We start from the raw sequence: 23,354 nt of genomic DNA, 5'->3' as shown, positions 1-23,354 counted from the left end.
TGACACTTCCCGCGCACGCGGCCGCAGAACCGTTGCTCCGGAGCCGGGGGCGCGCTTAAATGCTGGCAAACGGGCGGGCCGATGTCGGCGATCAGCCCGGCGAGGGGGAATCAGGTCATGCCGCACTATCGCGCCCCGGTCGACGACACGCTGTTCCTGCTGAACGACGTCCTGGGCTTCCATAACCGGGACAACCTGGCCGGATTCGCAGACGCCTCCCCGGACGTGGTCGAGGCGGTGCTGCGCGAGGGCGCGAAGCTCGCCGAGGAGGTGCTGGCTCCGGTCAACCGGGTGGGGGACCTCGAGGGCTGCCGCCGCGAGCCCGACGGCAGCGTGCGCACGCCGACCGGCTTCAAGGCCGCCTACGATGCCTACGCGAAGGGCGGCTGGATGGGCCTCGCAGTCCCGGAGGCGTTCGGCGGCCAGGGCCTGCCGCACACCGTCAACACGGCGATGCAGGAATTCGCCTCGGGGGCGAACCTGGCGCTGGGGATGTATCCGGGGCTGACGCAGGGCGCGATGGCCGCGCTCCTGGTCCACGGCACCGAGGCACAGAAGGCGCTCTACCTGCCCAAGATGGTCGAGGGCGCCTGGACCGGCACCATGAACCTGACGGAGCCGCATTGCGGCACGGATCTCGGCCTGCTCAAGACCAAGGCGGTGCCGAACGGCGACGGCTCCTACAGCCTCACCGGCACCAAGATCTTCATCTCGGCGGGGGAGCACGACCTCGCGGAGAACATCGTCCACCTGGTCATCGCCCGGATCGAGGGTGCGCCGGCCGGGACCAAGGGCATCTCCCTGTTCGTGGTCCCGAAGGTGCTGGTGAACCCTGACGGGTCGCTCGGCGCCCGCAACGGCGTGTCCTGCGGCTCCCTCGAGCACAAGATGGGCATCCACGGGAACAGTACCTGCGTGATGAACTACGACGGCGCCACGGGTTGGCTGGTCGGACAGGAGAACCGCGGCCTGAACGCCATGTTCGTGATGATGAACGAGGCGCGGCTCGCGGTCGGCGTCCAGGGGCTGGGCCAGTCCGAGGTCGCCTACCAGAACGCCGTCGCCTACGCGAAGGACCGGCTCCAGGGCCGGGCGCTGACCGGCGCCAAGGCCCCCGACAAGGCCGCCGACCCGATCCTGGTCCACCCGGATGTCCGCCGCACCCTGATGCAGATCCGCGCCTTCAACGAGGCCGCGCGCGCCCTCATGCTATGGACGGCCCTCCAGGCCGACATCCTGCACCGGTCCGAGGATGCCAAGGAGCGCCAGACGGCCGACGACCATCTCGGCCTGCTCACCCCCGTGGTGAAGGGTGTGCTCACCGATCGGGGCTTCGCCAACGCGGTTGAGGCGCAGCAGCTGTTCGGCGGCCACGGCTATATCGAGGAGTGGGGCATGTCGCAGTTCGTGCGCGATGCCCGCATCGCCATGATCTACGAGGGCGCCAACGGGATCCAGGCCATGGACCTGATCGGCCGCAAGCTGCCCAAGGACGGCGGCCGGGCGATGATGACCTTCCTGGGCGAGGTCCAGACCTTCCTGAAGGACCATGCTGAGGATCCCGCGATGGCGCCGTTCACCCAGCCGCTCCAGGCCGGGCTGAACGACCTGCAGGGCGCCGTCATGTGGCTGATGCAGAACGCCTTCTCGAAGCCCGACAATGCCGGCGCCGGGGCGACGGACTTCATGCACCTCTTCGGCCTCGTGGCTTTGGGCTACATGTGGGCGCGGATCGCCAAGGCGGCGCTGGCCAAGCAGGCGGAAGACGCCTCGCCCCGCTGGGCGGCCAAGCTCACCACCGGCCGGTTCTTCATGGAGCGCATGCTGCCGGAGACTGCCTTGCGCCTGGTGCGGATCAAGGCGGGCTCGGAGTCCACGATGGCGCTGGCGGACGAGGTTTTTTAGGCGCGCGCCGAAGGCCGGTTCAAAGACCGGCTTTCATGCGAAGCCAAACTCGACAGACGGTCGCGAGCGGCGCGGTTTCGCAAGGTCTTGCGGCGAAGCGACCACTTCGCGACCGTCCTTCCGGATGCCGTTGTGGCAACGCGACAGCGTCAAAGGCCGAGTTCAGCCTGCGAGCCGAGACGAACCAGCTTGATCGACTGCGCATCCGGCAAGCGATGGAGCAGCACGAAATCCGGTTTGATGTGGCAATCACGATGATCGTGCCAATTGCCGACCAGAGCGGGATCGCGATAACGGGCGTCCAGCGGCTGATCGACCATCAAAGCATCGATTACGGGCGACAGATCTGCAACTCGCGTTGCGCGATCACGCCCCTTCATCTCGCGCCTGTAGTCCTGCCTGAACTGGCCGGTGCATTCCATCGTCCGCATCGAGGTCGGCCATTGATGCGGCCACGCTGTCGAACCGAACCAAGCCGCCCCGCCGCGCTTTCTCCATGGCGGCAAGGGTCGTCAGGTTCGGAATGAGCGGCTCGAAGGGCAGAGCCTTGTCGCGCGCGACACGGACCAGCATCAGCCGGACGGCATCGGCACCGTCAGGCCTATCGTAGCCGGGACCGCAGCTGCCTCTTCCTCCGTGGCTGAGCCGATACTGGCCGGGATCAGCGTGTCAGCCATGGGGTCGACCTCCTGCCCGCATCACACCGTGATGCCGCGGACGATCCGGCGCCATGACACCTCGACGTGTGTCTGGCCGCTCTCAAGCCCCCAGCGCACCATCCAGATCCTCGATCAGATCCGCCGGATCCTCCAGGCCGATCGACAGCCGCACCACCTCAGGGCCGGCGCCGGCGGCGGATTTCTGGTCGTCGGTGAGCTGGCGGTGCGTGGTGGAGGCCGGGTGGATCACCAGCGAACGCGTGTCGCCGATATTGGCCAGGTGCGAGAACAGCGACAGGTTCGAGACCAGCTTCACCCCGGCCTCGTAGCCGCCCTTCAGGCCGAAGGTGAAGACCGCGCCGGCGCCGTTGGGCGTGTAGCGCTTGGCCAGCGCGTGGTAGCGGTCGGTCTCCAGGCCCGGGTAGCTGACCCAGGACACGGCCTCGTGCTGCGCCAGGTGCTTGGCCACCACCAGGGCGTTGTCGGAATGGCGCTGCATCCGCAGGGGCAGGGTCTCGATGCCGTTCAGGATCAGGAAGGCGTTGAACGGCGAGAGGGCCGGGCCGAGATCGCGCAGGCCGAGCACCCGGCACGCGATGGCGAAGCCGAAATTGCCGAAGGTTTCGGCGAGCACCATGCCGGAATATTCCGGCCGGGGCTGGCTCATCATCGGGTAGCGGGAATCCCCCGCCCACTGGAACGAGCCGCCGTCGACGATCAATCCGCCGATCGAATTGCCGTGCCCGCCCAGGAACTTGGTGGCCGAATGCACGACGATGTCGGCCCCGTGCTCGAACGGTCGGATCAGGTACGGTGTCGCCATGGTGTTGTCGACGACCAGCGGGATGTTGTGCTTCTTCGCGACGTCCGAGAGCGCCTTGATGTCGGTGATGACCCCGCCCGGGTTGGCAATCGACTCGCAGAAGATCGCCTTGGTGCGCGGCGTGATCGCCACCTCGAACGAGGCCGGGTCGTCGTTGTCGGCCCACGCCACCGACCAGCCGAAGTTCTTGTAGGAGTGATTGAACTGGTTGATCGAGCCGCCATACAGCTTGTTCGAGGCGATGAACTCGTCCCCCGGCTGCATCAGCGCGTGCATGGTGAGGAACTCGGCGGCGTGACCCGAGGCCACGGCGAGCGCCGCAGTCCCCCCCTCCAGCGCCGCGATGCGCTCCTCCAGCACGGCGTTCGTCGGGTTGGTGATCCGGGTGTAGATGTTGCCGAAGGCCTGCAGCCCGAACAGCGAGGCCGCGTGATCGACGTCGTCGAACACGAAGCTGGTGGTCTGGTAGATGGGCGTGGCCCGCGCGCCCGTGCTCGCGTCGGGGGCGGCGCCCGCATGGATCGCCAACGTGTTGAAGCCGGGCAGGCGGTCGGTCATCGTCAGGTCTCCTCGCACCGTCTCGCCTGTATGCCCGCGCGGGCGCGGGGCGCAAGGTTCGACGAAGGCCCGGCGGTCGATGCCCCCGGCCCCGTCCGTTCCTAGGCTTCGTGCCTATGCCTCGTGCGCGGCGCCGATATCGACATGGGGCTGTCCGGCATCGACCAGGGCGCGGTCCACGGCCTCGATCGCCAGCAGCGTCCGGGTGAGGTCTTCGGCCATGGAGATCGGGGCCACGTCGATCCCGCCCAATCGCTTGGCGATGGCGTTCCGCTGCCGCGCCAGGGCGCCGCGCGCGCGCTTCAGGTCTTCGACCTCGTCGAGGGTCATCCGCAATCCCTTTCCTGGCCCGGGCCGTTCAGTCGCCGGGCGTCCAGTCGATGGTCGGCCGCTGCACCAGCATGCGGTCGAAGTAGTTGGCCACCGCCTGAGCCCCATCCGTGTGCATCATCGCGACGGGATGCGCGAGGTAGGCACGGGCGAGATCCATCGGAATCTGGCCGGACTGGAGGGCTTTCAGTACCTCGTCGATGAACGCGTCGTTGGCGTCGTTGAAATCCCCCGACAGCTTCTTGCGGTCGTTGAGCGCCTTGATCGGCATGCGGTGTCCTCTGGTGCGAACGGTAATCGGCGACGAGTGGGTTTGCCGGCGGGCGCGGACATCCTGAGCGGCGAGTCGCGAGATGGACGGCGTGCCTCGACGCGCCGCCCCCGATCGAACCTGCGTTGCCGTCAGGCTCGTCCGAGGCGCCGACGGGCCGATCCGACAATTGCGAGCGTGTGATTCCACACTTAAGTAATCACGTGCGCCGGTCGATCGGAGCGGATGTCCGGCGTGGAACGTTTACGATCCATGTCCATCGATCTGATACCCGCCCATAGCGTCGAAGTCATTCCCTGCGCGCGCGATCCGCGCTGCTACCGCTGGGTCATCCGCGCCGGCGGCGGAACCGTCGTGGAACGCTCTCCCTACGCGTTCGTCACGCAGAACGGCGCCCGGATTTCGGGAGAATGCTGGATCCGCGAGCACTTCGCCGACGGCGTGCGCGGCTGAGCGCGGAGCCGCGTCAGGCATCGTCCAGCGCACGACAACGTTCCGGTACGGCCGGCCAACGCGCATCCAAGGATATGCGCGCGGGCGCCACATCGGCCGCAAATGCAAAAAACGCCCGACGGGCGTTTTGCACAGATTTGGTTGGGAAGAAAAACTGGAGCGGGCGAAGGGATTCGAACCCTCGACCCCAACCTTGGCAAGGTTGTGCTCTACCCCTGAGCTACACCCGCTCACTAGTGCCTGGCCGCCTGGACTTTCGTGCCGGCGGCCCCCGGCGCGGCTCTCTAAACACCATTCCGCCGGGCGACGCAAGCGTCTCTTTTGCGGTTCCTGTCGATTCACCAATCCGGGTCGGGTGCGAGCCCCTGCCGGATCTCCCGGAGCCGCGCGGCGGTCGCCCGGGTGGTGCCCTCGGGGAGCGCATCCACCGGGAAGAACCCGAAGGCGGCGATCTCGCGGTCGGGGGTCTTGTCCCGCAGCACCGTGAAGGCCGATAGGACGAACACAGCGACGTGGTCCCGGGGCGCCGCCCCGGCGTTCCGGTAGAGCCCGTGGAGGCGCAGGGGCGCAGCGGCGGCGATCTCAGCCTCCTCGCGAAATTCCCGCTCCATGGCGGCGACCGCAGTCTCGCCACGCTCGACGCCTCCGCCAGGCAGGTGCCAGCCGCTGACGTAGGTGTGCCGGACCAGGGCTACCCGTCCCTGCGTATCGAGGGCGACGCCGCGCACGCCCAGCGTCATGCCCCGGGACGCGAGGGCCCCGAGGTGGAACAGGCGCCGGAGGAGCGGCCGGTCGAGGAGCATGGTGCGCGCGGTCACACGACGTCGAGGGTCATCTCGCCAAGGCCGGCGATCGCCGCGACCATGCGTTCGCCGCGCCGGACCGGGCCGACGCCCGACGGCGTGCCGGTGAAGATCAGGTCGCCGGGCTGTAGGGTGAAGTAGCGCGACAGGTAGGCGACCTGCTCGGCGACCGACCAGATCATGTCGGCGAGGTCGCCCGTCTGGCGGATCGCGCCGTCCACCGAGAGCGTGATCGCGCCCTTGGCCGGATGGCCGATCGCCGAGGCCGGAAACAGCGGACCGATCGGGCCGGAGCCGTCGGCCGCCTTGCCGAGGTCCCAGGGCCGCGACAGCTTCTTGGCCTCGTCCTGAAGGTCGCGCCGGGTCATGTCGAGGCCGATCGCGTAGCCGTAGACCTGGTCGAGGGCGGTCTCGGTCGGGATGTCGCTGCCGCCGCCGGAGAGCGCGGCCACGAGCTCGACCTCGAAATGGTAGTTCTGCGTCTGGGGCGGATAGGTGTGCGGCGTCGGCTCGGCGCCGACGATCTGCAGGGCGTCGGCCGGCTTCATGAAGAAGAACGGCGGCTCCCGGTCCGGGTCGGCGCCCATCTCGCGGGCATGGGCGGCGTAGTTGCGGCCGACGCAGTAGACGCGGCGCACGGGGAACAGGTCGGTGCTGCCGGCGATCGGCAGGGCGATCCGGGGGGGATTCTGGATGACGGAGAGCATCGCGGCCTCTGGGGTGGAGCGTGCTGGAAACCGGGCGCGGGTGCCCCGGGCGTGCAGGAGCGTTGTAAAGCCTGCCGGGGCCCGCGCCATCCCGGCGCTTGCAACCGGCGCCGGCTGGCCTACAAAATTTCAGTGATGACGCCCCCTTCCCTCTCCCACGACACGCTGCTCAGCGCCCTGCGCGACGGGATCGGCGCGCGCCACGTGCTCACGGAGCCCGAGGACCTCGCGCCCTACCTGATCGAGAGCCGCAAGCTGTTCACGGGCGCGGCGCTGGCCGTGCTGCGGCCCGGGAGCACCGAGGAAGTTGCGTTCGCGGTCCGCGCCTGCACCCAGGCGGGCCTCGCCGTGGTGCCGCTGGGCGGCAATACCGGGCTGACCGGGGGCGGCGTCCCGCAGGGCGGCGTGGTCCTGTCGCTGGAACGGATGGCGCGCCTGCGCGCGGTCGATCCGGTCGACGCCACGATCACGGTCGAGGCCGGGATGATCCTCTCGGAGGTTCAGGACGCCGCCGAGCGGGCCGGCCTGCTGTTCCCGCTCTCTTACGCGTCCCGGGGCTCCGCCCGGATCGGCGGGGGCATCGCCACCAATGCCGGCGGCATCGCCGTGCTGGCCTACGGCAACGCCCGGGACCTCGTCCTCGGGCTCGAGGTGGTTCTGGCCGACGGGCGGGTGTGGAACGGGCTGCGGGCGCTCCGGAAGGACAATGCCGGCTATGACCTGAAGCAGCTGTTCATCGGGTCCGAGGGCACGCTGGGGATCGTCACCGCGGCGGTGCTGAAGCTGTTCCCGCGTCCCCGCTCGACCAGCGTCGCCTTCGTCGGGCTGGACTCGTCCCGCGCCGCCCTCGACCTGTTCGTCTTCCTGCGCACGCGGATGGACCGCGACCTCACCGCCTTCGAGTACCTGCCGCCCTTCGCCCTGGAGATCGTGCTGCGGCACGTCCCGGGCACGGTCCGGCCGCTCTCGGGCGATCACGGCGCCTACGCGCTGATCGAGGTGTCGTCCGCGCGGCCCGACGCCGACACGCGGGCCGAACTCGAAGCCGCCCTCGGGGAGGCCCTGGAATCGGGATCGATCGCCGACGCGGCCATCGGGGCGAGCGGCGCCCAGAACGCCGCGCTCTGGGCCCTGCGCGAGGGCGTGCCGGAGGCGCAGACCCGGGAAGGCGCCTCGATCAAGCACGACGTCTCGGTGCCGCTCTCGACGCTGCCCGCGTTCCTGGAGCGGGCGAGCGCGGCCTGCATCGCGGTGATGCCGGGCTTGCGGCCCTGCGGCTTCGGCCATTTCGGCGACGGCAACATCCACTTCAACCTGACGCAGCCGGCCGGGCTGGATCGCGCCGCGTTCCTGGCGGAATGGGGCCGGTTCAACCGCATCGTGCATGACATCGTGGACGAACTCGGCGGCTCGATCGCGGCCGAGCATGGCGTCGGCCTGATCAAGCGCGACGAGCTGGCGCATTACGCCGACCCGGTCGGGCTCGACCTGATGCGCCGGATCAAGGCGGCGCTCGATCCCGAGGATCGGATGAACCCCGGAAAGGTAATCCCGAACCCCGACGGGGCACCGCCGGCAAAGCCCTAGCCGCGCGCCTGCGCGTAGAGCGCCTCGCAGCGGTCGAGCCAAAGGTCGCGGCTGAACAGGCGCGCGACCCGGGCCTGCGGGATCGGGCGCGGGATGGCCAGCGCCGTGCCGATCGCACGGGCCAGCCCGGCCTCGTCCCCGGCCGCCGCGAGGCATCCGGCCTCGCCGACCACCTCCCGGGCCGCGCCCATGGCGAAGCCCGCGACCGGCAGGCCGCAAGCCATCGCCTCGATCGCCACCAGACCGAACGGCTCGTCCCAGCACGGGGTGAACAGGAAGACCGAGGCGCGGCCGATCTCGGCGGCGAGCGCCCGGCCGTCGAGATGGCCGCCGTAGCGGATCGGGCCGCCGAGCTGCGGGGCGATCCGGTCCGCCCAGTAATCCGGCTCTTCGACCGGGCCGTAGAGCGTCAGCGCGATGCCGGCGCTCCGGGCCGCCGCGATCGCGTGGTGGGCGCCCTTGATCGCCGCAAGCCGCCCGGACCAGACCGCGCTGCCGTCGCCGCGCTCCCGGAACGGCCAGGCCGCGGGGTCGACGCCGTTATGCAGCACCGACACCTCGGGCGGTGCGCCCTCCGGCCACCAGGCCTGCCCCTGCGCCCGCGACGTCACGGTGATCCGGTGACCCGGGCCAGGGCTGTCGTGAACGAACCCGCGCAGGGCGTCGTAGGGCGGCACGTGCAGGGAGGTGACGGTGGGGACCTGCGCGGTCCGCCGGCGCTCCAGGGGCAGCCGGCTCAGGCTGTTGTTGTGCAGCACGTCGAACCCGCCCGCCGCGATCCGGTCGCAGGCGGCGGCGTAGCCGTCATCGACAGAAGCCCGCAGCCCCGGATCACCGCGATGCTCGAGACCCGGGAAGACGCGCTCGTGGTGCTCCGGGACCACGGCGTCGATCGCGAAGCGCGGATCGCTGTCGCCGGACGCGAACAGCACGACGTCGTGGCCGCGGGCCGCCAGCCCCTCGGCGAGGTGCCAGCTATGGGCCTCCATACCCCCCGTGAAGGGCGGCGCGACCGGGTGGCGGATATGAGCGAGGAGCGCAATCCTCACGCGGTCGCCGCCGCGCCGACCCGGGATTCCAGATACCGGATGACCGACGCCGAGTTTGTGTAGGGCTGGTGGCTCTGCTGCCCGGTCAGGGCGAGGTCGTCGGCGTCGGGCCGGCGCAGGATCCGGATCGGCTGGTCGGGCGTGTCGTCGATCAGGCCCATGACCCGGAACGCGTAGAGCCAGTGGCCCATGGTCCGGTAGCCCCACTTGGCCTCGAACAGCTCGGCGTTGCGCACGACGCTGTCGAGGTGGTGGACCGGGGGCATGTGGTGCGGGTGGTACTGGTGATAGGCCAGCGCGCCCTTGATCCAGGCGATCGGGGTGCCGCTCTGGTCGAGGATCTTGCCGAAATCGGTGTCCTCGCCGCCATAGCCGGCATAGCGCTCGTCGAAGCCGCCGAGCGCCAGGAAGGTGGCCCGCCGGATCGCGAAGTTGAGCGACCAGAAGCAGCGGTAATCGTTGCACATCTCGATGCCGGAAGCCGGCGGTCCGCGACGGTCGGAATGCCGCTCCGCGCTCGCCGCCAGGTCGGCGTAGCGCCAGGCGCCCGCGGTGGCGCGCTCGGGCAGGTGCAGGACCTCGCCCATCAGCAGGCCGTCGAGCTCGGCGAGCCCCCGCGCGTAATCGGCCACGAGGTCGGGGGCCGGGATGCAGTCCACGTCCAGGAAGACGATGCCCTCGCCGGTGGCCGCGCCCACGCCGCGGTTGCGCGCGGCCGCGAGCGGCAGCTCATGTCCGGAAACCCGGATCTGGCGCACCGGAAACGACGTCTCGGGCAGGTCGTAGAGCTCGTCCTGCATCACCGCGACGATGAATTCGGCGGGGGCCTGCGTCTGGCGCTCCAGGCCGCGCAGCACGTTGCGCAGATGCGCCGGCCGGCCCTTGGCCAGGGTCACGACGGAAACGGTGGACATGCGACAGTCGGGCTCCGGGGGGATGATGGACGGGGTGGCGGCGGGGGATCAGCCGGTCGCGACGACGCGAAGCGGACCCGGCTCTTCGGCGCCCAGCCAAAGCGCGTCGGTGAGCCCTTCGAGCCAGTCGGCGGCGCGGAATGCGGCGTCCGGGGCGTAGAGGCCGTGCAGCACGGAGCCGTCGAGGACGCGGGCACGAGCCAGGAGGTCGCGCCAGCCCTGGAGGTCGCCCGGCCAGGCCGGAGCCTGGACGGCGGCCCCGAGCCGGACCAGGGCTTCGGCCTTGCGGGTCTGCTCGGCGAAGTAGCGCCATTCCGGCATCACGATCAGGCGGCCGCCGACCCGGGCGACCTCGTGGACCGTGTTGTCGCCCGCGGACGCGATGACGATGTCGGCGGCCGCCAGATAGTCGGTGACCGAGGGCACCCAGCCGAGTTCGCGCAGGTTGGCGAAATCGGTCTCGTGACCCTCGCGGTGGGTCGGCCCGAGGGTCAGCCACAGGGCGTCGGGCTCGGCCCGCGCCGCCACGGTGAGCGGCGCGTAAGGCGTGCCGCTGCCGCCGCCGCCGGTCACGGCCACGACGATCTCGCGCTGCGGGTCGAGGCCGAGCTTCGCCCGCGCCTCGGCCCGGTCGGGAATCCGGTCGAGGCTGGTGCACAGGCCGCCGCTGTAGAAGGTCTTGGCGCGCAGCGCCGCCGGGTAGTCCGCCTGCTCCAGCCGCGCGTCGAACGGCGCCAGCATCCCGACGCAGGCCTCGTAGGCGCCGACATGTCCGATATCGGAGCGGTCGCCGTGCATCCGGATCTGCACCGCCGGCACGCTGGCGATCCGGGCGAGCAACGCGATTTCGGCCGAGACGTCGACCACGAACAGGCCGACCTCGCGCGCGTCGAGATGATCGAGGATGGTCCGCATGGTCCGGCGCATCGGGGCGAGCCCCAGGGGCACGCAATGCATCACCTGCGGGGTCGGCTCGGCGTAGAGGCGCGCGGTCGGCACCGCGGCGCCGATCATGTCGGGCAGGGCCACGATCTCGATGTCGCGGGAGAAACCGTCGAAGAGATGGGGGCCGGCGGTCAGCACTGAGACCGGCCGGTCACGGGCAAATTCGGCGGCGACCGCCATGGTGCGGTTGGCGTGGCCCCGTCCCTGGTGGTGGACGAAGAACGCAATCGGCTTCTTCATGGTCTGCTTCATGAGAACAGGGCGCCGGGACGGAGGGAGGCGACCACCTCCGGGGCGGTCGGCTTGCGGATCAGGCGGATTACCGGGGCGGCCTCGCTCCAATCGATCAGCCCGGCGGCGCGGAACTGGTCGAGCCAGTACGTCATGCACCAGCGCCCGTGGCGGGCGTGGAACCGGACGGCGTTGGCCAGAATCGGCGCGAAGTGCTGCAGGGGCGGCACGTGGACCGGGTGGTGCTGATGGTAGGCACGCGCCCCCGCGACCCAGTCGGTCGGCAGGCCCGTGGCGGCGAGGCGGGCGGCGAAGTCGGTCTCCTCGCCGCCATAACCTGTAAAGCCCTCGTCCATGCCGCCGACCGAGCGCCAGGCCCGAGCCGGCAGGGCGAAGGACAGCCCCCAGAGCTGGCCGGGATCGGGCTCCCGGCGCAGCCCCGTCTCCGGCACCGGAGGCCGTGCCGGGTGGGGGCGGCCGAGGCTGTCGAGGGCTGCGTCGTCGAGATCGGACGCGTCCAGCGCCGGCCCGGCTTCCGGCGGCAGGTACAGAACCTCGCCGAGGAGCAGCCCCCCGGCGCCGGAGGCGGCCGCCGCGTAGGCGCCGACCAGGCCGGAGGCCGGGATGCAATCCACGTCGAGGAAGACCAGCAGGTCGCCGGCGGCGGCCTCGGCGGCGCGGTTGCGCGCGGCGGCAAGCGGCATCGGCTCGCCCGGCACGTGGAGATGACGCACCGGGCAGCCGGGATCGGGCAGGCCGGGGGCGGGCTCGGGCTGCATCCAGGCGATCACCAGCTCGCGCGGGCGCACGGTTTGCCGGGCGAGGCCGCGCATCAGGTTGCGCAGGCATCCGGCCCGGCCGCGCACGAGGGTCAGCACGCTCGGCGCGGGCGTCGGCGATACGGCCTCAGGAGGCTCAATGTCAGGAAGCATGGGCCAGCATCCGGCGGAAATGCGCCACGCCCTCGATGATGCCGCGGGCATGCGAGGCACGGGCGACGTAGGAATGCTGCAGCGCCGCGTTGCTGGCGAGGTCGTCGGAATAGTTCGCCACGATGATCGCCTGCACCCGCACGCGCAGCATCTCGATGTCGTTGCCCGAATCGCCGGCCACGAACACCGCCCGCTCCGGCAGGCCGTAGAGGGCGCGGACATGGTCCACCGCGGTGCCCTTGGAGGCTGCCGCCGGCAGGACATCGAGGTAGCGGTCGTGGCTGTGGATCACCCGGGCATCGAGACCGGATTCGGCGAGATGCGCTTCGACCTGGCGGGCCGCGGCATCGCCCCCGAAATAGCTCAGCTTGTACGGGCGTTGCTCCAGCGGACCCTGCGGTAGGAGCCCCGGGATGCCGGCGAGCGCCGCGCGCACCGCCTCCCGGTTCCAATCCGCCGCGATCGCCTCGCGCCAGGCGGCATCGGCCGTGTAGGTCACGCCGTTGGCGTCCAGGTGGTAGATCTCGGAGCCGACCGACGTGATCATCACCTGGGGTCGGGGGCTCGCCTGCTGCTCCAGGATCGCCATGGCGCTGTGGAACGAGCGACCGGTGGCGACCCCGAAGGCCAGGCCCGCCTGCTCACTGCGCCAGCGCCTGAAGATGCCGAGCGCGGCCTCGCAGCCGACCAGGGTGTTGTCGATATCGCAGACCAGCAGCTGCGCAGGCGTCCGCAGGGGCGGCTCTGGGGCGAGCAGGGCCCGCAGCAGGGCGTGGTAGCGCGCGGCGTGCCGGTCCCAGTCGTAGGCGGCCGCGGCGCGAGCCCCGCCGGCCACGTAGCGGGCGCGCAGGGCGGGGTCGGACAGGATGCGCAGGCAGGCTTGCGCGATCGCCGTGGGGTCACGGGGATCGACCAGCAGGCCGTTGCCACAGGTCTCGACGATGTCGTTGGGGCCGCCGCTGTCGGTGGCGACCAGGGGCAGGCCGGCGGCCGACGCCTCCAGCAGCGTCAGGCCGAACGGCTCATTCAGCGCCGGATTGACGAAGATCCCGCCGCGCTCCCGGGCATAGGCGTAGATCGCCGGCACGTCGTCGGGCCTGTGCGTCTTCGGGTAGGCCACGCGGCCGTACAGGTCGTAGCGGTCGATCAGCACCAGCAGGTCGCGCATCGTCGCGGCCATCTCGCCGTCGAGGGCGTCGATGTCGCCGCGGGTGCCGGCCACGATCACCAGGTTGGCCCGGGCCTGCAGCTCCGGGCTCTCGCCATAGGCCTCGACCAGGGCCGCCAGGTTCTTGCGCGCCACCGGCCGGGCCAGGGCCAGCAACGGCGGCTTGGCGGGATCGTCTAGGAAGCGGTCGATCAGGGCATCGACCCGCGGATGCGGCTCGGCGGCGGCGAAGCGCGCGAGGTCGCTGCCCGGCGGCACGACGCGGACGCGGCCGGGATTGTAGGATTCGTAGCCGGCATACTGGACTTCGGCCTCGTCCCGGGACGAGGCGATGACCAGGGTGGCCCGGGCGAGTGCCGCCTCCTCGGTGGCGATCCGGCGGGCGAGGTCGGGGGCTCCGGCGGCATCACCACCGAGCATCGCGGCCTTGACCCGCCCGAGGGAGTGGGCGGTGAACACGAACGGGATCGCCAGCCGCGCCTCGACGATCGCCGCCACCGCGGCGGCGTCGGCGTAATGGGCGTGGATCAGGTCGGGCGCGCGCGCCTGCCCGGCGATCCAGGCGATGAGGTTCTCGGCGAAGCTCGCGACTTCGGCGTGCATCGCCTCCTTGGACCGGTAACCCGATGCCGCGCTCGGGAGCCGCACCAGCCTGACCTTGTCGGAGATCCGCTCTTCGGGCACGGCGTAGTCTGGGCCGGGCGATCCGTGGAACAAGCGGGTCGCCACCACGATCTCGGCGACGCCGAAATCCTGGGCCGAGGCGGCGACGAGATCCAGCAGGTAGCGGATGTGGCCGCCGGTATCGGCGGTCAGGCCGTAGACGACATCGCGGCCGCGCAGGCAGCCCTGCAGGGCGACGTGCAGGACGAACATCAGGCGTTTGCTGAAGCTGTCGACCGCGCCTGCCAACTTAACTTATGTGAAGAGGGCGTCGTGATCCGTGTTGCCCAAGTCGCGCCGAACATTTTTCCCGTTCCCCCAAACCATCACGGCGGCACCGAGCGGGTTGTGCACGATCTCAGCACGGCGCTTCGAAGCTTGGGCGTGGAAATAACGTTATTTGCCTCTTCGGACAGTGCGACAGACTTACCCCGTGTCGGCGATTACCCGAGCCTCGCGGCCCTGGAACAACGCCACGGCGGGGTCGCGCCCGGGGTTCCGGCGGCGCTCGACGCGCTGCAGCTGGAGGCGCTGCGGCTGCGGCTGCCCGATTTCGACATCGTGCATTGCCACGGCGAGTTCGCGCACGCGGCGCTGCTCGGCGCGGCCCGAACGCGCAGCCTGACCACGGTGCATTGGCGGGTGGATGAGCTCGACCGGGCGCTGTTTTTCGCCGGCTTCCCCGATCTTCCGGTGGCGGCGATCTCGGCCGCGCAGGAATCCGGCATCCCGGCGTCCAACCGCGCCGGGATCGTGCATCACGGCATCGATCGGGACCGCTACGTTTTCCAGGCCGAGCCGGAGGCGCATGTCGCCTTCGTGGGCCGGATGACCGACCAGAAGCGGCCGGACACCGCGATCCGCGTCGCCCGGGCGGCCGGGATGCCGATCCGTCTCGGCGGCACCGTCGATGTCGGCAACCCCGCCTATTTCGACCGCCAGGTCCGCCCGCTGCTCGGGCCCGACGCGACCTATCTCGGGCCGGTGGACGATGCCCAGAAGGGTTCGCTCCTGGGTAGCGCCCGGGCGCTGCTGTTCCCGATCGACTGGCCCGAGCCGTTCGGGCTGGTGATGATCGAGGCGATGGCCTGCGGCACCCCGGTGGTGGCCTGGAACCGCGGATCGGTCCCGGAGATCGTCGAAGACGGCGTGACGGGGTTCATCGTCGAGTCCGAGGCGCAGGCCGTGAAGGCTATGCGAAGAGTCGCCAGCCTCGACCGCGCACACATTCGAAGAACCTTCGAAGAACGCTTCACCGCCGAGCGCATGGCACGCGATTACCTCGCACTCTACCGTCGCCTGCTCGCCCGCTGATGCGCACGGCGCTCCTGGCCTGGGACTACCCGCCATCCCCTAGCGGCCTCTCGACGGCGGCCCGCGAGATCGCCGAAAGCCTCGCCGAGGCGGGCACCGACGTCACGGTCTTCACCCTGGACCGGACCGGCCGGGAGCGGGTCGGCGGCGTCACCGTGCTCGGTATCGCGATACCGCCTGAGAGCCTGCTGTCGCGACTGCGCCTTTGGGGCACGGTCGGTCATCTCGCGGCGCCGCTGGCCTTCCGGAAATCGGTGCTGGCTGAGCACGCCCGGGCGGCGTTCGCCGTCGTCGAGGCGACGAACTGGTACGCCCCGGCGGTGCTGCTCACAGGCCGCCGGGACCTGCCCATCGTAACGCGCAGCTCGACGCCCGCCGCCTTCACCCGCGAAGGCCGCCCCAACCTGCGCCATCGCCTCGACGGCGCCGCCGCCGACCGACTGGAGCGCCGGCAGGCCAGAAGCAGCGCCGGGCTGATCGCCAACACGGCGGCGCATGCCGGTGTGATCGCCCGGGCCTACGGGCTGTCGGGTGGGAGGCCGGAGGCGGTCATCGGCCTCAGCCTACCGCCGGAGATCGCGGCCGCCGCCCGGGCGGCGCCTTATCCGGCGGACGGGGCGGGACCGGTGCGGCTGCTGTTCGTCGGCCGGGCTGAGGCGCGCAAAGGCTTCGACGCCCTGCTCGACGCTATGGCGATCCTGGCTGCAGAACAGGTGCGAGGCGAGCTTCCGCCCTTCTCGCTCGAACTCGTCGGGGTCCCCCCGGGCGACCTGCCGGCGGACCTGTCGGATGCCGCCAGGAGCCGCATCCGGGCTCGCGGCCGGATCGACGCGGCGGGCCTGGCCGAGGCCTATGCGGGCGCACACGTCGTTCTGGCGCCCTCGCGCTACGAAAGCTTCGGCCTCGTCTACCAGGAGGCCCTGGCCTATGGCCGGCCGGTGGTGGCCTGCGCCGAGGATGCGAGTGCCCGGGCCTTCGTCGGCGCCCCCGAGGCGGGGCCGCTGGCGCGGGCGGCGACCGGCCCCGCCGTTGCCGAAGCTCTGCGCCCGCTCCTGCGTGATCCCGCCCTGCGTTCGGCCTACCGAGCCCGCGCGCTGACGGCGGCTGGCCGGTTCGACCGGACGAGCCTCGGACGCGAAACCTTGGACCTCTACCGGCGGGCGATCGATCAGGCGCGGTAGGGGCGCAGCAGCGCCTCCCGCTCGTCCGGCCGCCCGCGCCCTGGATCCAGCGCCTCGTAGTGCTGGGAGCGTGCCCGAACATGGGCACCGCTGAGTGCATGGTCGATCGCTCCGTGGAGCGCGATGAAGCTCCGGGGCCAGCCGCCGGGCAGCGCGGGCCGCTCGTGCACGCGGCCGACATAGCGCGTCCCGGCGCGGTTCAGCCGGTACTGCACGTCCGGGTAGACATCCGACAGGATGCCGTCGACACGATTGCGCCGGGGAAGCCCAACCGACACGACGTCGCCGGCCTCGGCGAGCACTGCCAGCGCTGGAAGATGCCTACCGGTCTCGGGATCCAGGACCTCGTCGGCGTCGAGCTGCAGCATCCAGTCGTTGCGGGCGAGGTCCTGCAGAGCGTTGCGTTGGGCGGCGAAATCGCCCGCGAGGGGACGCGCCGCCAGCCGCACCGCGCCGGGAGCGAAGCCCGGAACATCAACGGCAAGGGCCGGGGCAGCCGGCGCATCCAGCAGGATCGCGACATCCGAGGTCCAAACGGCCTGCGCCGGCAGCGCCGCCAGCACGGAGTCCCGCTCGGCCGGGCGGCAGATCACCCCGAGCGAGACCGGACGCCGCGCTGCGCCATCGAGGTCGTACAGGGCGCCTTGGGCGGCGCGCACGCTGTGCGGTTGGAGCAGGGCGATGCGATCAGCCGGGCCGAGGGTGCGGATCCCGCGGCCGAGCCGGGTTGCGGCGCTGCGCAGGGTGTAGAGGTCGAGGCCGTAGCCCGCCTCCGGGTCGGGAACGAAGACGGGCGCGGCGAGCCGCCCAGCAAGATCCCGCCAGCATCGGTCGGCGTCCGCATCCGGATCGATCAGCACGCCGCAGGAGGCACACCCGATTGTGAACAGTCGCCGCCACCCGCCCGGGAAATCGAGGACCCGCGCGTTCGGCGCCAGCATGTCGGCGGCGCAAACGAAGCAGCGGCGTGGGGGCTTCACCGCGCGCTCCGGTTTGTCGCGGCGCCCTGGCGACGCGGAGCCGGTGCCATACCTTGGCTGTTCCTCGCGACCCAGCCGCCCATGTCCATCGCCCTCGACTCCCTCCGCCCGGAGCGCGCTGACCCGCGCGGCTCCATCGCCATCGTCGGAAACGCGCCCGGGATCGGACCGGTCGCGCGCACGATCGACGCGGCCCACCAAGTCGTGCGCTTCAACAACGCCCCGGGCTTCGGCGGGCGCACAGGCTCGCGCGTCACGCATCTGGCCCTGGTCAATCGCGGCGGGCAGATGCGGGAATGGCTGGCCGATCCAGGCTTCCTGGACCGCCCGGTGGTCCGGCAGGCAGAGGCGTTCATCCTGCCGTTCCCGATGCTGCCTGCCGAAGCGAACGCGCCTGAACCGATCTGCTGGACCCGCGAGGCGTTGGCGCTGCTGCGGCCCCTCGGCAAGCCAGTCCATCTCCTGCCCGAGGCCCTGCACGACGAGGCGAGGCGCCGGCTCGCGCGCGGCACCAACGATTGCCCGAACCCGAGCACCGGCTTCCTGGTGAGCCTCGCCCTGCTGCTCGACCGCCCCACGGATTCTGGTGAGGTGAACATCCACGGCTTCGGCTTCGCGGGGTGGCCCGGCCATCCCTGGGCAGCCGAGCGGGCCTGGTTCGCAGAGGCCGCAGCAGCCGGGCGCCTGCGCCTGCACCCACCCGAGGCGTCGGACGCATCATGACCACGCTGATCACCGTCCTCAGGAGTGGCGGGCGCTACGATGCGACCTGGGTCGAGCGCCTAGCCCAGGGCGTGCGCCGCCACGCGCCGGCCTTCGACCGGTTCCTCTGCCTGACCGACCTTCCGCTCGATGTAGCGGGTGTCGAGCGGGTACCGCTACGGCACGGCTGGCCGGCCTGGTGGGCCAAGATGGAGGCGTTCCGTCCGGGCCTCGTGCGCGGCACGGCTCTGCTGTGCGATCTCGATACCGTCCTCACCGGATCGGCCGACGCCCTGGCCGAGCCCGGCTTCGCCGCCATGGAGGATTATTTCCACCACGGCCGGCTTTCCAGCGCCCTGATGCGCTGGGACGGGGACGACCTCGCCGGCCTCTACGCGACCTTCACGGCCGATCCCGCACGCTGGATGGCGGCCGGTTCCTGCGGCCCGGTCCCGAACGCGGTGCATGGAGACCAAGTCGTGATCGATCACCTGCTCCGCCGAGACGGCCGCTATCCGGATTTCATCCAGAACGTCCATCCGGGCCTGTTGGATTTCTATGATCCCCGTCGCGAGGCTCATGGCCCAGTCGTAATCTTCATCGGCGCTGCGAAGCCGGATACGGCTACCGGTCCTGTGCTCGACGCATGGAAGCATATTTAACATACTCTGAAGTCCGTCACACCCAAATATGCCAGTTGAAAATATCAAATAATACCTCGCTGAAATTGATCGATATCGGCCATTATACCTTGAGTTACTATGAACACAGCGCCTCGATAGACCCTGTCCCAGCCATCAGCGCTGCGGACAGTATCCGCAAACCTGGGTTGACGGCGGTGCCTGTGCCACGCCGAGGAACCTGAAGAAGGCGTTGCGGACGGGAATGGCGGGTCCGATCCGTGCGCGAAATACGCATCCGAATTGACGATTTGCGCGGAATGCGCAATTTGTTCGCCATGCGTGGTGGGTATTGCCGCCCGTTATACAAAAATTCGCGCGCATTACGCAGGGAGGAAACGAGCATGCAGATCCCGATCAAGCGGGCGATCGAGCGTGTCCCGGGCGGCATGATGGTCGTGCCCCTTCTCACCGGCGCATTGATCGCGACGTTCTTCCCAGGAACGCCGAAGTATTTTGGCTCTTTCACGGGGGCGCTGTTCTCGGGTGCTCTGACGATCCTGGCCGTCTTCTATGTCTGCATGGGTGCGAGCATCGATTTTCGCGCCACCCCTTACATCGTCAAGAAAGGTGGCACCCTGCTCGTCGTGAAGATCGGGATCGCCTTGATCCTGGGGCTGATCTTCGGACGGGTTCTCGGTGAGGCGCCGGTTGCCGCCGGAATGTTCGCGGGGCTGTCCACCCTGGCCATCGTCGCAAGCATGAACGACACGAATGGCGGTCTCTACATGGCGCTGATGGGCCAATACGGGCGCCCGCGCGATGTCGGGGCCTACACGGTCATGTCGCTCGAGAGCGGCCCCTTTCTGACGATGGTGACGCTGGGCGTCGCCGGCCTCTCGGCGTTTCCCTGGCAAACGCTGGTCGGCGCGGTTCTCCCGCTCCTCGTCGGCATGATCATCGGGAACCTCGACCGAGAGATGCGCGCGTTCCTGAGCCGCGCGATTCCGGTGATGATCCCGTTCTTCGCCTTCGCCCTCGGGGCGGGCCTCGATCTGACCAAGGTGTGGCAAGCCGGCCTGCTGGGCTTGGCGATGGGGGTCGCGGTCGTGGTCCTCACCGGGATCCCGCTGTTCCTCGCCGATCGCCTGACAGGCGGCACCGGCGTGGCGGGCGTTGCCGCCGCGTCGACGGCCGGCAATGCCGCAGCCGTGCCGGCGATCGTGGCTGCGGCCAATCCGGCCTACACGGATGCCGCCGGTCCCGCGACGATCCTCGTCGCCGCCTGCGTCGTCGTCACGGCGATCTTGGTCCCGATCGTCACGGCCTGGACCGCGCGGGTCGTCGGCCGTGGAGAGGACGAGACGGAGGCGCTCGATGGAGAGCCCGTTGGTCCCGTGCCGGTCAGCCGTGCCTGAGATGAGCGCGCGCTGGCTCATCCTCGCCGACGATCTGACGGGCGCCGCCGACTGCGCGATCGCGTTCCGACGGCGTGGGAGCGCGGCTGCGGTGATCTGGGGCGATGCGGCTCCGGACGATCGGGTTCCGATCCTGTCGTACGATGCGGACAGCCGCGGTCTGTCCGCGCAGGCCGCAGCCGGGCGCCATGCCGCCCTGTTGCAGCGGCTGCACAGCGCGGATCGACGCCTGTTCAAGAAGATCGATTCGACGATGCGGGGGCAGCCCGCCGCCGAGAGCGCTGCAACGCTGGCGCATCTGCGTAACTGGTCCGGTCAACCGGCCTTCGGCGTGCTGGCACCGGCTTTCCCCGCGACGGGCCGGACCACGGTGGACGGCCGGATGCGGGTCGGCGGCCGTCCGTTGGAAGAGGCGGAGGTCTGGCGGCGCGATCATACCTACGCCAGTGCCGACCTCGGCGCGATGCTGGCGACTGCCGGGACACGGGCCAGGACGATCACCCTGCCGACGGTGCGCAGCGGCTGTCTTGCCGAAGTGCTGGCGGAGGCTGCTGCCGGTCCTGACGAAATCGTCGTCTGCGATGCCGAGACCGACGACGATCTGCACCGTATCGCCGAGGCCGGCCTGGCAGCGACGCCGTCGGCCTGCTTCATCGGCAGTGCCGGGCTGGCGCACGCACTTGCGGCCTCCGGGCCGAAGGCTGCGCGCGAGCCGGTCCGGATCAGGCCGGACAGGCGCGGCACGCTCCTCGTCGTCGGTTCACTCGCCGAAGTCTCGCGCGCCGGCGCCAAGCGTCTCGTTGCCGACGGTGCCGTGGCGCATCTGCCGGTCTCCCCGGAGACATTGCTGGCCTCCGAAGGCCAGGGGCATCTGACGGCGGAGCTCGCGGAGCGGCTGACGGCTGGTCAGGATGTCCTGGTCGAGATCCTGATCGGCGCCGACCCCGACATGAGGCTCGGGCCCCGGCTCGCGCACGGGCTCGCAGACGCACTGGCGCCGATCGCGGAGCAGATCGGGGCGCTGGCGGCCACGGGCGGCGAGACCGCGGCGGCGCTGTTGACGCGCTTCGATATCCACGGAATCCAGCTGGCCGACGAGATCGAGCCGGGCGTCTCGCTCGGCGTCACGCTGGGCCGGCTTTCGATCCCTATCGCCACGAAAGCCGGGGCGTTCGGCGATGCCGATAGCCTCACGCGCATTCGTGACCGCCTGCGCAGAGCGCGAATTGAAGGAAGCCTGACATGACCCGTCCGACCATCGCCATCACCATGGGCGATCCCGCCGGCATCGGGCCGGAGATCATCATGAAGGCGCTGGCGCATCCGGAGGTCCACGCGATCTGCCGTCCGCTGGTAGTCGGCGATGCCGGGCGCCTTCGGCAGGCCGGACGCATCGTCGGAGCCACGATCGGGGTCGACGCGCTCGCCGATGCCGGCGACGCGGCGTTCGACACCGACGCGGTCCAGTGCATCGATCTGAAATGCGTGCCCGACGACCTACCGTTCGGAAAGCTGTCCCCGATCGCCGGCGAGACCGCCTATCGCTGCATCGCGGCGGCGGTGGAGATCGTCCAGGCGGGTCAGGCGCAGGGGATCTGCACAGCGCCCCTGTCAAAGGAAGCGCTGCACGCGGCGGGTCACAAGTTTCCCGGCCACACCGAGATGCTGGCCCATCTCACCGGGACGCCGGAAGTCTCGATGATGCTGGTCTCCCCCAAGCTGCGAGTGATCCACGTCACGACCCATATCGGCCTGATCGACGCGATCGCGCGAATCGAGCCGGGACTCGTCGAGCGCGTCATCGCCCGCGGGCACGCGGTGCTGGTGAAGGCCGGCATCGCCGAGCCGAAGATCGGCGTCTGCGCCATCAATCCGCATGCGGGCGAGAACGGTCTGTTCGGTCATGGCGAGGAGGCGGAGAAGATCACGCCGGCGGTCGAGGCCTGTCGCGCCAAGGGCTGGGACGTTCGTGGCCCCCTGCCGGCCGACACCCTGTTCTTCCTGGCCGGTCGGGGCGATTACGACATGGTGGTCGCCATGTATCACGATCAGGGTCATGGCCCGATCAAGGTCTTGGGTCTCGAGGCCGGAGTGAACATCACGGTCGGGCTTCCGGTGATCCGCACCTCGGTCGACCACGGGACGGCCTTCGACATCGCCGGGACGGGTGTCGCGGATGAGCGCAGCCTCATCGAAGCCCTGCGGCAGGCGGTCGAGCTGGCGCCGAAACCATCCGCGGCTTGACAGGATCGTCGGGACGGATGGAAGCGCCTCCTGTCGCGGGCAGGTAGGAAGAGCAGGGCTATGCGCGGTACGGAACGCCGGGCGCGGCTGCTGGAGGCGCTGGGGCTCGGTGAGATCGATGTGGACGATCTCGCCCGACGGTTCGGCGTCTCAGCCTCGACCGTCCGGCGCGATCTGCAGCACCTCTCCGACACCAAGGCGGTGCGACGGACCTACGGCGGCGCAATCCTGGCCGGGGCCATGCCCGAGACCACTCTCGACCAGAGGTCGGCGATCAACGGCCCCGAGAAACAAGCGATCGCCCGGGCGGCGCTCGCACTCATCGCGGATGGCGAGACCCTCATCCTCGATGCCGGCTCGACGGTCACGGCCTTCGGGCGCCTCCTGCTCGATCGACGGCTGCGCATCATCACGAACAATCTGGCGCTGCTGCCCTGCCTGGCGCAGGCGCCCGGAATCGATCTCGTCGTCCTCGGCGGCAGCCTGAGAGCCACGAGCATGAGCACCGTCGGCCCTCTCGCCGTCGAAGCCCTGCAGAGGATGACCGCGGATCGAACGGTGATGAGTGCGGACGGCGTGGTCGCTGGACGCGGCCTGTGCGAGGCGAGCCTCGATCAGGTCGCGCTCAAATCCGTGATGATCGCGCAGGCGCGCGAGACGATCGTGCTGGCCAACGCTGGCAAGCTCGGGCGCGCGGAGCAGATGGCCTGGGCTCCGCTCCCACGGCGCTGGACTTTGGTCACCGACGCGACAGTTCCACCGGACCAGCGGCGGCACCTCGCGGACGCAGGCGCCTCCATCATCGTCGCCGGCACCTGATCGACGCGGCGCCGTTGGCGGACGCGATCAAGCGGCGGGACGGTCGGATCACAGCGCGCGGTGTGCGATCCCGGTGCT

General features: G+C 70.2%; 24 protein-coding genes and 1 tRNA gene. 11 read left to right on the top strand and 14 right to left on the bottom strand.

Annotated features, from left to right (window positions below; translation table 11 throughout):
• The first annotated feature begins 117 nt into the window (after nt 1-117).
• The gene (locus tag ACYQPG_RS10245; protein WP_461230860.1) at nt 118-1,905 is read left to right on the top strand and encodes an acyl-CoA dehydrogenase C-terminal domain-containing protein; all 1,788 of its coding nucleotides are present in this window, start codon (nt 118-120) and stop codon (nt 1,903-1,905) included.
• 149 nt (nt 1,906-2,054) lie between these two features.
• Here the strand turns inward: ACYQPG_RS10245 and ACYQPG_RS10240 are convergent, their stop codons facing one another.
• From ACYQPG_RS10240 to ACYQPG_RS10220, 5 genes are all read right to left on the bottom strand, one after another.
• Entirely contained in the window at nt 2,055-2,285 is a 231-nt protein-coding gene (locus ACYQPG_RS10240) for a type II toxin-antitoxin system YafQ family toxin (RefSeq protein WP_461230859.1), read from the bottom strand.
• Nucleotides 2,272-2,478 (bottom strand): hypothetical protein, encoded by a 207-nt coding sequence (locus ACYQPG_RS10235; RefSeq protein WP_461230858.1) that lies wholly within the window; start codon nt 2,476-2,478, stop codon nt 2,272-2,274. Before ACYQPG_RS10235 ends, ACYQPG_RS10240 begins: the two co-directional genes overlap by 14 nt.
• A 186-nt stretch (nt 2,479-2,664) precedes the next feature.
• On the bottom strand, nt 2,665-3,945 hold the full coding sequence (locus ACYQPG_RS10230; protein WP_461230857.1) for an O-acetylhomoserine aminocarboxypropyltransferase: 1,281 nt from the start codon (nt 3,943-3,945) through the stop codon (nt 2,665-2,667).
• A gap of 114 nt (nt 3,946-4,059) precedes the next feature.
• Nucleotides 4,060-4,275, bottom strand: a complete 216-nt coding sequence (locus tag ACYQPG_RS10225; protein ID WP_147855183.1) for a hypothetical protein — start codon at nt 4,273-4,275, stop codon at nt 4,060-4,062.
• 28 nt (nt 4,276-4,303) lie between these two features.
• Nucleotides 4,304-4,546 (bottom strand): hypothetical protein, encoded by a 243-nt coding sequence (locus tag ACYQPG_RS10220; protein ID WP_461230855.1) that lies wholly within the window; start codon nt 4,544-4,546, stop codon nt 4,304-4,306.
• Nucleotides 4,547-4,798: 252 nt separating this feature from the next.
• On the opposite strand from ACYQPG_RS10220, the gene ACYQPG_RS10215 reads away from it, so the two are divergent.
• Entirely contained in the window at nt 4,799-4,999 is a 201-nt protein-coding gene (locus ACYQPG_RS10215; RefSeq protein WP_147907104.1) for a hypothetical protein, read from the top strand.
• Nucleotides 5,000-5,154: 155 nt separating this feature from the next.
• On the opposite strand, the gene ACYQPG_RS10210 is transcribed toward ACYQPG_RS10215, so the two are convergent.
• The 3 genes from ACYQPG_RS10210 to ACYQPG_RS10200 form a co-directional block, all read right to left on the bottom strand.
• Nucleotides 5,155-5,229: transfer RNA gene (locus tag ACYQPG_RS10210), tRNA-Gly, on the bottom strand.
• Between the two features lie 108 nt (nt 5,230-5,337).
• Nucleotides 5,338-5,802 (bottom strand): NUDIX domain-containing protein, encoded by a 465-nt coding sequence (locus tag ACYQPG_RS10205; protein ID WP_419830015.1) that lies wholly within the window; start codon nt 5,800-5,802, stop codon nt 5,338-5,340.
• A gap of 11 nt (nt 5,803-5,813) precedes the next feature.
• Nucleotides 5,814-6,509, bottom strand: coding sequence for a fumarylacetoacetate hydrolase family protein (locus tag ACYQPG_RS10200; RefSeq protein ID WP_147907103.1), 696 nt, complete (start codon nt 6,507-6,509; stop codon nt 5,814-5,816).
• A 135-nt stretch (nt 6,510-6,644) separates the two neighbouring features.
• Between ACYQPG_RS10200 and ACYQPG_RS10195 the strand changes: the two genes are divergently transcribed.
• A complete protein-coding gene (locus ACYQPG_RS10195; RefSeq protein WP_461230854.1) occupies nt 6,645-8,096 on the top strand; it encodes an FAD-binding oxidoreductase in 1,452 nt (483 codons plus the stop codon).
• On the opposite strand, the gene ACYQPG_RS10190 is transcribed toward ACYQPG_RS10195, so the two are convergent.
• Genes ACYQPG_RS10190 through ACYQPG_RS10170 form a run of 5 tightly spaced genes read right to left on the bottom strand, consistent with a single transcriptional unit; the run spans nt 8,093 to nt 14,211 of the window.
• Nucleotides 8,093-9,145, bottom strand: a complete 1,053-nt coding sequence (locus tag ACYQPG_RS10190; RefSeq protein WP_461230853.1) for a glycosyltransferase — start codon at nt 9,143-9,145, stop codon at nt 8,093-8,095. The two genes, ACYQPG_RS10195 and ACYQPG_RS10190, sit on opposite strands and share 4 nt — an antisense overlap.
• Complete coding sequence (locus ACYQPG_RS10185; protein WP_147907100.1) at nt 9,142-10,059, bottom strand: glycosyltransferase family 2 protein; 918 nt, start codon at nt 10,057-10,059, stop codon at nt 9,142-9,144. The genes ACYQPG_RS10190 and ACYQPG_RS10185 overlap by 4 nt, the downstream gene beginning before the upstream one ends.
• A 48-nt stretch (nt 10,060-10,107) precedes the next feature.
• Nucleotides 10,108-11,244 (bottom strand): glycosyltransferase, encoded by a 1,137-nt coding sequence (locus tag ACYQPG_RS10180; protein ID WP_147907099.1) that lies wholly within the window; start codon nt 11,242-11,244, stop codon nt 10,108-10,110.
• 8 nt (nt 11,245-11,252) lie between these two features.
• The gene (locus ACYQPG_RS10175) at nt 11,253-12,167 is read right to left on the bottom strand and encodes a glycosyltransferase family 2 protein (RefSeq protein WP_461230852.1); all 915 of its coding nucleotides are present in this window, start codon (nt 12,165-12,167) and stop codon (nt 11,253-11,255) included.
• Nucleotides 12,157-14,211, bottom strand: coding sequence for an HAD-IIB family hydrolase (locus ACYQPG_RS10170; protein WP_461230851.1), 2,055 nt, complete (start codon nt 14,209-14,211; stop codon nt 12,157-12,159). The genes ACYQPG_RS10175 and ACYQPG_RS10170 overlap by 11 nt, the downstream gene beginning before the upstream one ends.
• 60 nt (nt 14,212-14,271) lie before the next feature.
• Between ACYQPG_RS10170 and ACYQPG_RS10165 the strand changes: the two genes are divergently transcribed.
• The gene (locus tag ACYQPG_RS10165) at nt 14,272-15,312 is read left to right on the top strand and encodes a glycosyltransferase family 4 protein (protein ID WP_461232449.1); all 1,041 of its coding nucleotides are present in this window, start codon (nt 14,272-14,274) and stop codon (nt 15,310-15,312) included.
• Nucleotides 15,312-16,493: a glycosyltransferase family 4 protein gene (locus ACYQPG_RS10160; protein WP_461230850.1), complete on the top strand. Its 1,182-nt coding sequence runs from the start codon at nt 15,312-15,314 to the stop codon at nt 16,491-16,493. Before ACYQPG_RS10165 ends, ACYQPG_RS10160 begins: the two co-directional genes overlap by 1 nt.
• Here the strand turns inward: ACYQPG_RS10160 and ACYQPG_RS10155 are convergent.
• Nucleotides 16,481-17,434: a glycosyltransferase family protein gene (locus ACYQPG_RS10155; protein WP_461232448.1), complete on the bottom strand. Its 954-nt coding sequence runs from the start codon at nt 17,432-17,434 to the stop codon at nt 16,481-16,483. The genes ACYQPG_RS10160 and ACYQPG_RS10155 overlap by 13 nt on opposite strands.
• A 120-nt stretch (nt 17,435-17,554) precedes the next feature.
• Here ACYQPG_RS10155 and ACYQPG_RS10150 point away from each other — a divergent pair, with 120 nt between their 5' ends.
• From ACYQPG_RS10150 to ACYQPG_RS10125, 6 genes are all read left to right on the top strand, one after another.
• On the top strand, nt 17,555-18,196 hold the full coding sequence (locus tag ACYQPG_RS10150) for a hypothetical protein (protein WP_461230849.1): 642 nt from the start codon (nt 17,555-17,557) through the stop codon (nt 18,194-18,196).
• Nucleotides 18,193-18,837, top strand: coding sequence for a hypothetical protein (locus ACYQPG_RS10145; protein WP_461230848.1), 645 nt, complete (start codon nt 18,193-18,195; stop codon nt 18,835-18,837). The genes ACYQPG_RS10150 and ACYQPG_RS10145 overlap by 4 nt, the downstream gene beginning before the upstream one ends.
• 362 nt (nt 18,838-19,199) lie before the next feature.
• Nucleotides 19,200-20,213 (top strand): 2-keto-3-deoxygluconate permease, encoded by a 1,014-nt coding sequence (locus ACYQPG_RS10140; RefSeq protein ID WP_147907093.1) that lies wholly within the window; start codon nt 19,200-19,202, stop codon nt 20,211-20,213.
• A gap of 1 nt (nt 20,214) precedes the next feature.
• The gene (locus ACYQPG_RS10135) at nt 20,215-21,459 is read left to right on the top strand and encodes a four-carbon acid sugar kinase family protein (protein WP_461230847.1); all 1,245 of its coding nucleotides are present in this window, start codon (nt 20,215-20,217) and stop codon (nt 21,457-21,459) included.
• Entirely contained in the window at nt 21,456-22,457 is a 1,002-nt protein-coding gene (pdxA, locus tag ACYQPG_RS10130) for a 4-hydroxythreonine-4-phosphate dehydrogenase PdxA (RefSeq protein WP_419829341.1), read from the top strand. Before ACYQPG_RS10135 ends, pdxA begins: the two co-directional genes overlap by 4 nt.
• A gap of 60 nt (nt 22,458-22,517) precedes the next feature.
• Nucleotides 22,518-23,276, top strand: a complete 759-nt coding sequence (locus ACYQPG_RS10125) for a DeoR/GlpR family DNA-binding transcription regulator (RefSeq protein WP_147907090.1) — start codon at nt 22,518-22,520, stop codon at nt 23,274-23,276.
• Nucleotides 23,277-23,354: the final 78 nt, after the last annotated feature.

The organism is Methylobacterium sp. CM6246, assembly GCF_054818005.1.
Note: the sequence above shows the minus strand (reverse complement) of the source record. Positions and strands in the feature narration are given on the sequence as shown.